At 71.2% G+C, this 8,018-nt stretch carries 6 protein-coding genes and 2 pseudogenes; 1 reads left to right on the top strand and 7 read right to left on the bottom strand.

The genetic code is table 11. The features are described 5' to 3' along the window. The 7 genes and pseudogenes from ASD06_RS18695 to ASD06_RS03210 form a co-directional block, all read right to left on the bottom strand. Nucleotides 1-295 (bottom strand): annotated as a pseudogene (locus ASD06_RS18695) (hypothetical protein); the annotation flags it as partial. 102 nt (nucleotides 296-397) lie between these two features. Further along, nucleotides 398-1,216 (bottom strand): pentapeptide repeat-containing protein, encoded by an 819-nt coding sequence (locus ASD06_RS03230; RefSeq protein ID WP_056672822.1) that lies wholly within the window; start codon nucleotides 1,214-1,216, stop codon nucleotides 398-400. 41 nt (nucleotides 1,217-1,257) lie between these two features. Beyond that, complete coding sequence (locus tag ASD06_RS03225) at nucleotides 1,258-2,487, bottom strand: galactokinase family protein (RefSeq protein WP_200941821.1); 1,230 nt, start codon at nucleotides 2,485-2,487, stop codon at nucleotides 1,258-1,260. Beyond that, entirely contained in the window at nucleotides 2,484-3,656 is a 1,173-nt protein-coding gene (gene galT, locus ASD06_RS03220) for a galactose-1-phosphate uridylyltransferase (RefSeq protein ID WP_235502190.1), read from the bottom strand. Before galT ends, ASD06_RS03225 begins: the two co-directional genes overlap by 4 nt. Beyond that, nucleotides 3,653-4,450, bottom strand: coding sequence for a DeoR/GlpR family DNA-binding transcription regulator (locus ASD06_RS03215; RefSeq protein WP_056672821.1), 798 nt, complete (start codon nucleotides 4,448-4,450; stop codon nucleotides 3,653-3,655). The genes galT and ASD06_RS03215 overlap by 4 nt, the downstream gene beginning before the upstream one ends. Further along, on the bottom strand, nucleotides 4,450-4,614 hold the full coding sequence (locus ASD06_RS19890; protein ID WP_369853662.1) for a Beta-galactosidase C-terminal domain: 165 nt from the start codon (nucleotides 4,612-4,614) through the stop codon (nucleotides 4,450-4,452). The genes ASD06_RS03215 and ASD06_RS19890 overlap by 1 nt, the downstream gene beginning before the upstream one ends. Nucleotides 4,615-4,662: 48 nt before the next feature. Continuing rightward, a pseudogene (locus ASD06_RS03210) lies at nucleotides 4,663-6,342 on the bottom strand (beta-galactosidase); the annotation flags it as partial. 314 nt (nucleotides 6,343-6,656) lie between these two features. On the opposite strand from ASD06_RS03210, the gene ASD06_RS03205 reads away from it, so the two are divergent. Beyond that, nucleotides 6,657-8,015, top strand: coding sequence for an ABC transporter substrate-binding protein (locus ASD06_RS03205; RefSeq protein WP_056672815.1), 1,359 nt, complete (start codon nucleotides 6,657-6,659; stop codon nucleotides 8,013-8,015). Nucleotides 8,016-8,018 lie beyond the last annotated feature (3 nt).

Raw genomic sequence — 8,018 nt, 5'->3', positions numbered from 1 at the left:
CCAGCGCGGCGGCCTGTCCCGGTTTGAGGTCTGGCACCACCGAACGCAGCCACGCACCGGATGTCCGGGTGCCGTCCTGCCCGGGGATCCCGCGGGCGTCCACCTCACCCAACACGCGCAGGATCTGGCCCTCGCTGCGGCGCCGCGCCCGGTCCAGCGCGGCAGCCACCGTCTTCAACGCCGGGTCGGGCAGCTGCCACAACGGCAGCGCGGACAGGCCGTCCAGGACGTCGTCCAGATCGGACAGCACGACGTCCAGCGCGAGTGCGCCGCCGCCGTCCGCCCGATTCGTCATGCGACAAACCTACGCACCACCACCGACAGATGCGCTGGGGCACAGCGCGTCTGTGGATGACCCTATGTGCAGCGTCAACCTGTGGACAACGGTTGAGGCCCTTCAGCGCCCCCAGTGAGCGGGCTGCCGCAGCTCGTCGGGCAACCGGGTGGAGGCGTCGCCGCGCGCCGCGTTCACCTGCATCGGCGTGAGGAACAGCGACCGCGACAGGTCGGCTCCTCGAACGTCGGCGTCACGCAGGTCGGCGCCGAGCAGATCCGTGCGATCGAGTACCGCCCCGCGCAGGTCGCTGGCGATGAGGTAGGCACCGCGGAGCGTGGCCCGGGCGAGGTCGCGGCGCCGTAGGTCGCGTCCCATCAGGTCGGCGCCGTGCAGGTCCGGCCCGGCGGGGCCGCCCGCGGTGCGCACGTGCGCGCTGACGTCACGCAGCAACGCAGCGACCGCACCGTGTCCGCCCTCCGCATCGAGCGAGAGCAGGGCGTCGGCGTCCAGGCTCGCCAGGCGCTCCACGTCGGCAGTGCTGGACTCCACGCGCGCCCGGAGGGCGGACGGCGCGTCGCTCGAGTCGACCGACGCGGTCGCCTGCCTCAGGTGCCACAGCAGCTCGTGAAGCCCCCGCAGCACCGAGAAGACGGCGAAGACGGTGGCCGCCTGCTGGGGGTCGCGCCAGTCGTGGCCGGGCAGGGTGTGCTGCGTGAGGTGCTGGCCGGCTCCGAAGCAGTCGAACACCGAGCAGCCGCGGAACCCGAGCGGGCGCAGGCGGTCGTGGACGCCGCACTGGTAGTCCTCCCGCAGGTTCGGGCACGGCGTGCCAGCCGGCTTCTCGATCGGGAAGTCGGTCGAGACGGTGAAGACCGTTGCGACGCAGCACAAGGCAGTGCAGGCGCTGCAGTCCGGGCGCAGGCTCAGAGATCCGGTCACCGCCCTAGTCTCGCGCACGAGCCGCGAGGGCCTCAGGCGTGTCAGAGCACGCGATGACCGGCTGCGGAGGGCTGCGCCAGCAAGAAGCCGGGAGGACGCAGGCGGGCGGCGGTGAACGACGCGTGGACGTGCTCGGCCACCTCGGTCGCGGCGTCGGCCGGCACCAGGGCGATCGCCGAGCCCCCGAAACCGCCGCCGGTCATCCGTGCGCCGAGGGCACCGGCGACCCGTGCCGTGTAGACGGCGAGATCGAGCTCCTTCGCCGACACCCGGTAGTCGTCGCGCAGCGACACGTGCGACGCGTCGAGCACCGGCCCGATCTCACGCACCCGGCCCGCGCGCAGCAGGTCGACGACGTCGCGCACCCGGCCGATCTCGGAGACGACGTGCCGCACCAACGGCTTCAGAGCGTTGTCGGAGAGGCGGTTCAGCGTCTCGTCCAGTGGAGCATCTACCACCTCGCGCAGCGACGCGACGCCCAGGTCGCGCGCCGCTGCCTCGCATCCCGCCCGCCGGTTGGCGTACTCACCGCCGGAGTGGCTGTGCTCGGCGCGGGTGTCGACCACGAGCAGCGCCAGGTCGTGGGCGACGAGGTCGAACGGCACCTGCTCGACGCAGCCGTCACGGCAGTCGAGCAGCAAGGCGTGACCCGCCGTGCAGCGAAGTGCCGCAGCCTGGTCCATCCCCCCCGTGGGAGCCTGCGCGACCTCGTTCTCGGCGCGCACGCAGGCGTCCACGAGCCGGCCCCGGCCGCCGTCGTCCGTCGCCCAGCCCGTGCCGAGCAGGTCGTCCGCCGCCAGGATCGTCGAGCACGACAGCGCGGCCGACGACGACAGCCCGGCGCCCACCGGGACGTCGCTGTCGACCATCGCCGTGAGTCCGAAATCGTTGCGGCCCAGCCCCTCTGCGCCGTCCAGGAGCATCGCCACCGCGCCCGCGACGTAGCCCCCCCAACCCGGGGGCCGGCCCGGGCCGACGTCCGCCAGCGCGACCTCCACCGGCTCACCTGGGCGTTGAGCGGAGTGTGCGACCAGCCGGCCGTCGCCACGGGTACCAGCAGCCACCAACGTGTTCTGCGGCAACGCCATCGGCAGGCACAGCCCGTCGTTGTAGTCGACGTGCTCACCGATGAGATTCACCCGGCCGGGGGCCGCCCACACACCGGTGGGTCGCGTCCCCACGACCTCGGCGTAGTGGTCGGCCAGCTCCCGGGCGCGGTCCTCGACCCGTCGCAGGGGGTACCACTGCGCCGCGTCCGTCGGCGCGCTCACCTGACGGCCCGCAGCCGCTCGGCGATGCTCTCGGGCGTCGCGTCGTTCACCCAGGCCCCCATGCCGGACTCCGACCCCGCCAGGTACTTCAGCTTGCCAGGTGCCCGCAGCACCGACGTGATCTGCAGGTGCAGCCGGGCGAGGTCCCGGCCCTCGTGCACCGGAGCCTGGTGCCACGCCGCGATGTACGGCAGCCGCAGCACGGCCTCGGGGTCGTGGCCGGGGGCGGGGTAGTAGCGGTCGAGGCGGCGCAGCAGGTCGAGGTAGACGTGCGCGAGCTCGTCGCGCTCCTCGTCGGTGAGCGCGGGCAGGTCGGGGACGTCGCGGTGGGGTGCCAGGTGCACCTCCACCGGCCAGCGGGCCGCGGCAGGCACGTACGCCGTCCAGTGCTCGCCCCGCGTGACGACGCGCTGCCCGCTGCGCTGCTCGGCCTCCAGGACGTCGCGCAGCAGGTTGCCGCCGGTGCGGGCGCGGTGCTGCTCCGCCATCGTGAGGATGCGGCGGGTGCGCGGCGTCACCCAGGGATAGGCGTAGATCTGGCCGTGCGGGTGGGTGAGGGTCACGCCGATCTCGCGGCCACGGTTCTCGAAGCAGAAGACCTGCTCGATGCCGTCGACGGCGCCCAGCTCGCGCGTGCGGTCGACCCACGCCTCGATCACGGTGCGCGCCCGCGACGGTGAGAGGTCGGCGAACGTCGACGCGTGGTCGCTCGTGAAGCACAGCACCTCGCACCGGCCGAACGCCGGCATGGTGGGCCACAGCTCCTCGCCGTCGAGCAGGGTCACCTCGTGCGGGTTCCCGTCGACGCGCGGCGAGAAGCTCGGGGACTTGTTCTCGAACACCACGACGTCGTAGTCGTCAGCAGGGATCTCCGACGGCACCGTGCCTCGACCCGCCGGGCAGAGCGGGCACTCGTCGGCAGGGGGCATGAACGCGCGGTCCATCCGGTGAGCGGCGATGGCGACCCAGGCGCCGCTCAGCGGGTCGTAGCGCATCTGCCCCGCGCGCGACGGCTCGGCCGGTGGCCGGGGATCGTGCAGCTCGCGGGTCGCTCCGCCGTCGACGTACGGCGAGGAGTCGTCGTAGTAGAGGATCTCGCGGCCGTCGTACAGCCGACCGAGCGTGCGACGCACTCGCGCCGACGTCGAGGTGCTGTTCTGGTCGTTCACGACGCCGCTCCACGTGCTGTGGGCACGTCCACCACGACGAGCTCGCCCACGATCGCGGCCAGCGTCCGACGCGCCTCCTGGGGGAGCCCGGCGTCCGTGACCATGACGTCGACGCGCTCGAGCGGCGCGATGCCCGCGAGTCCGACGACGTTCCACTTGGTGTGGTCGGCCACCACGACCAGGCGGCGGGCGCTGGCCACCAGTGCCTGGTTGGTCTCGGCCTCCGCGAGGTTGGGGGTCGTCAGGCCGGCCCGCTCGTCGAGGCCGTGCACACCCAGCACCAGGGTGTCGACGTGCAGGTCCTGCAACGCCTTCACGGCCACCGGGCCCACGAGCGCATCGGACGGCGTGCGCGTACCGCCCGTGAGCACCACGGTGCGGCCGGCCGCGGGGTTGGAGTGCAGGAGGTCGGCGGCCGGGGGAGAGTTCGTGACCACGGTGAGGTTCTCGACCTCGACGAGCTGGCTGGCCACCTGGTACGTCGTGGTGCCGGCCGACAGCGCTACCGACGCTCCTGGGTGCACGAGCCGCGCCGCAGCGGCGGCGATCGCCGCCTTCTCCTCCAGCGCCAGACCCGACTTGGCGGCGAAGCCCGGCTCGTCGCTGCTCCGCTCGTCAACGGCCGTGGCCCCTCCGTGCACCCGCACGACCAGCTCTCGACGGGCCAGCACCTCGATGTCGCGCCGGATCGTCATGTCCGACACCCCGAGGAGGTCGACGAGATCCGACACCCGGGCACCGCCGTGCTGACGCACCTCGGCGAGGATGCGTTCCTGCCGCTGGCGCGCCAGCATCAGCGGTCCTCTCGCACGACGGCGACCCCACCCGGTGCCAGCCGCAGGTTGCCCCCGGTGTCGGTGTCGGCTACCAGGTCGCGGCCGTTCACCGCCAGGGCGGCCTCGGCCTCGGTGTGGTTGAGCGCGAAGAGGTACGAGCGGCCGTCACCGGTGCGCCGCACCAGCTCGACGCCTCGCGGAGCGGCCACGGGCGGCTCGACGCCGGCCTCGGCGAGCAACCGGTCGACCAGTGCGCCCAGGTGCTCGTCGTCGACGCGGGTCGCGAGGTACCACGCAGCCCCGGTGCCGACGGAGCGGCGGGTGATGGCCGGTACGCCGACGAGGGCGCCATCGGCGTACGACGCGACGGCCTCGGCGCCGGCCAGGTGCAGGTGCTCGGCCCAGGTCGTGGCCACCGCGCCGTCGTCGAGGGCCACCGTCGTGTCGGGGGCCAGCGGGTGGAACTCCTCGACGCGCACACCGAGCAGGTCGCGGAAGGCGCCCGGGTAGCCGCCGAGGCGGATGTGGTCGTCCTGGTCGACGATGCCGGAGAAGAACGTGACCAGCACGCTCGCCCCGCGCTCGGCTGCTGCGCGCACCGCGGCCGCCGCCTCGTCGGTGCACGAGTACAGCGTGGGCACGACCACCAGCCGGTACCGCGAGAGGTCGGCCGACGGGTGCACGACGTCGGCCGCCACGCCGCGCTCGCGCAGGGCTCGGTGGACGGCATGGGCGTCGGTGCCGTACCGGACGAGGCTGCTCGGGTGCGAGTCCTCGTCGCACGCCCAGCCGGCCTGGTAGTCCCACAGCACCGCGACGTCGGCCTGGACGGTCGTGCCCACCACCTCGGCGAGGCGCTCGCACACCTCACCGAGCTGCACCACCTCGCGCCACAGGCGCGTGTCGGTGCCGGCGTGCGGCACCAGGCCCGAGTGGAACTTCTCGGCACCCGCGCGCGACGCGCGCCACTGGAAGAACCCGAGGGTGTCGGCGCCGTGGGCGACGTGCGCGAGGCTGTTGCGCAACAGCTGTCCGGGTGCCTTGGGCAGGTTCACCGGCTGCCAGTTCACGGCACTGGTGGAGTGCTCCATGAGCACCCAGGGGCGGCCCCCGGCGATCCCCCGGGTGAGGTCGCCGCTGAACGACAGCTCGGCGTCCGGGTCGCGCTCGGCGGCCACGAGGTAGTGATCGGTGCTGACGACGTCCTGCTCCGGACCCCACGCGAAGTAGTCCAGGTGCCGGAAGTGGTTGAGCGTCATGAAGTTGGTGGTCACCGGGACGCCTGGCGACAGGCGGTGGAGCACGTCGCGCTCGGCGACGAACAGCTCCAGGATGTTGTCGGACGTGAACCGCCTGAAGTCCAGCACCTGGGTCGGGTTGCTCACCGTGGGCGCCTGGCGCGGTGGGAGGATCTGCTCGAACGCGGTGTAGTGCTGGCTCCAGAACGCCGTGCCCCAGGCCTCGTTGAGCGTCTCGACGTCTCCGTAGCGGCGCTCGAGCCACGCGCGGAACCGCGCACCGCACTGGTCGCAGTAGCACGGCGCGTTGTGGCAGGCGTACTCGTTGTTGACGTGCCACAGCGCCAGCGCCGGATGGTCGTGGTACTGCGAGGCCAGGTGCTCGACCAGGTGCAGGGCGCGTTCACGGTAGGTCGAGTTGCTGGGGCAGTATGCCTGTCGGCCTCCGGGCCACAGCCGCGATCCGTCGACGCGCATCGGCAGCAGGTCGCCGTCCAGCTGCAGCATCCACGGCGGCGGGGATGCCGTGGCCGTGGCGAGGTCGACCGCGACGTCGGCCTCGTGCAGCAGGTCGAGCACCCGGTCGAGCCACCCGGTGTCGAAGCGGCCGGGCTCGGGCTCCAGCAGCGACCACGAGAACACGCCAACCGTCGCGAACGTCACCCCGGCCTCGCGCATCAGCCGGATGTCGTCGCGCCAGACCTCCTCGGGCCACTGCTCCGGGTTGTAGTCGCCACCGAGGGCGAGGGAGCGGGTCGGCCAGCTGCGCATGGTCCGAAGCCTGTCCCTCCTCCGGCAATAAGTCAACAGAAACCAACAAGTGAAGGAAGCAGTGTGCGGGCCGTCGAGAATCTGAGCGCGCCAAGTTGGTCGAAACCCTTGACACCGCACGGCACAGGGGTTGAAGGTGAGCCATCGCCAGGTGATCGAATCTGTTGGTTCCTGGTAGACCCTGTGGCCCCGAGCCAGACGTCGAAGGAGACGCGATGCCCCGCCCCCAGTCTGAAGCCGAGTACCTCGCATCGCTCGTGCCGTCGTCCGTCACGGGCCTGGCGCAGGCGAAGCTCGGCCGTCGAACCCTGCTGTCCGGTGCCGTCGGCGCCGCTGCGCTCGGCTCGCTCGCCGCCTGTGGCGGCGGTGGAGGCACGAGCAGCCAGGACATCAAGTCGGCTACCGGCACGGTGACGTTCGGCTCGAACCAGTCCGACGAGGTGCCCAAGGCTGCCTACGCCGAAGTCGTCTCGAACTTCGAGAAGGCCAACCCCAAGCTCAAGGTGAAGGTCAACACGGTCGACCACAACACCTTCCAGGAGCAGATCAACAGCTACCTGCAGGGCAGCCCGGACGACGTGTTCACGTGGTTCTCGGGCTTCCGGATGCGCTTCTTCGCGTCCAAGGGTCTCGCGGGCGACATCAGCGACGTGTGGAAGGACCTCACGGGCTTCTCCGACGCCCTGAAGAAGGCCTCCACCGGCGACGACGGCAAGCAGTACTTCGTGCCGTTCACCAACTACCCGTGGGCGCTGTTCTACCGCAAGAGCGTGTTCGAGAAGAACGGCTACCAGATCCCCAAGACCCTCGACGAGCTCGTCGCGCTGTCGAAGCAGATGCAGCAGGACAAGCTCGTGCCGATCGCCTTCGGCGACAAGGACGGCTGGCCCGCCATGGGCACCTTCGACCAGCTCAACATGCGCATCAACGGCTACCAGTTCCACATGGACCTCATGGCCGGCAAGAAGCCGTGGAACGGGCCCGAGGTCAAGAAGGTGTTCGACACCTGGCGCAGCCTGCTGCCGTACCACCAGAGCGACTCCCTGGGGCGCACCTGGCAGGAGGCGGCCCAGTCCCTGCAGAAGAAGCAGGCCGGCATGTACCTGCTCGGCATGTTCGTGGGCCAGCAGTTCCCGAAGGCCGAGCAGGACGACCTGGACTTCTTCACCTTCCCCGAGATCGACCCGGCGATCGGCTCGGACGCCATCGAGGCCCCGATCGACGGGTTCATGATGTCGAAGCGGCCCAAGAACGAGGCCGGAGCGAAGAAGTACCTCAGCTACCTGGGTACGCCGGACGCCGAGGGAGTGTCCGTCAAGGCGGACCCGACGGTCATCGCCGTCAACAGCGGTGCGGACTCCAGCGGTTACACGGGTCTGCAGAAGAAGGCGGTCGAGTTCGTGGCGAGCGCCAAGTCGATCTCGCAGTTCATGGACCGCGACACGCGCCCGGACTTCGCCAGCAACGTCATGATCCCCGCGATCCAGACGTTCCTGAAGACCCCGACGGACGTCGACGGCCTCACCAACAGCATCGAGAAGCAGAAGCAGTCCATCTTCTCCTCCGAGGGGTGAGCT

The sequence above is a fragment of the Angustibacter sp. Root456 genome (genome assembly GCF_001426435.1).
Lineage (GTDB): Bacteria > Actinomycetota > Actinomycetes > Actinomycetales > Angustibacteraceae > Angustibacter.
The sequence above is the reverse complement of the archived record's forward strand: the minus strand, read 5'-3'. Positions and strand labels throughout refer to the sequence as shown.

What these genes read in the sequence shown, in the direction of transcription:
- ASD06_RS03215 (WP_056672821.1), bottom strand. Translation starts at nt 4,450, where the DNA reads ATGCTGGCGCGCCAGCGGCAGGAACGCATCCTCGCCGAGGTGCGTCAG.
- ASD06_RS03205 (WP_056672815.1), top strand. Translation starts at nt 6,657, where the DNA reads ATGCCCCGCCCCCAGTCTGAAGCCGAGTACCTCGCATCGCTCGTGCCG.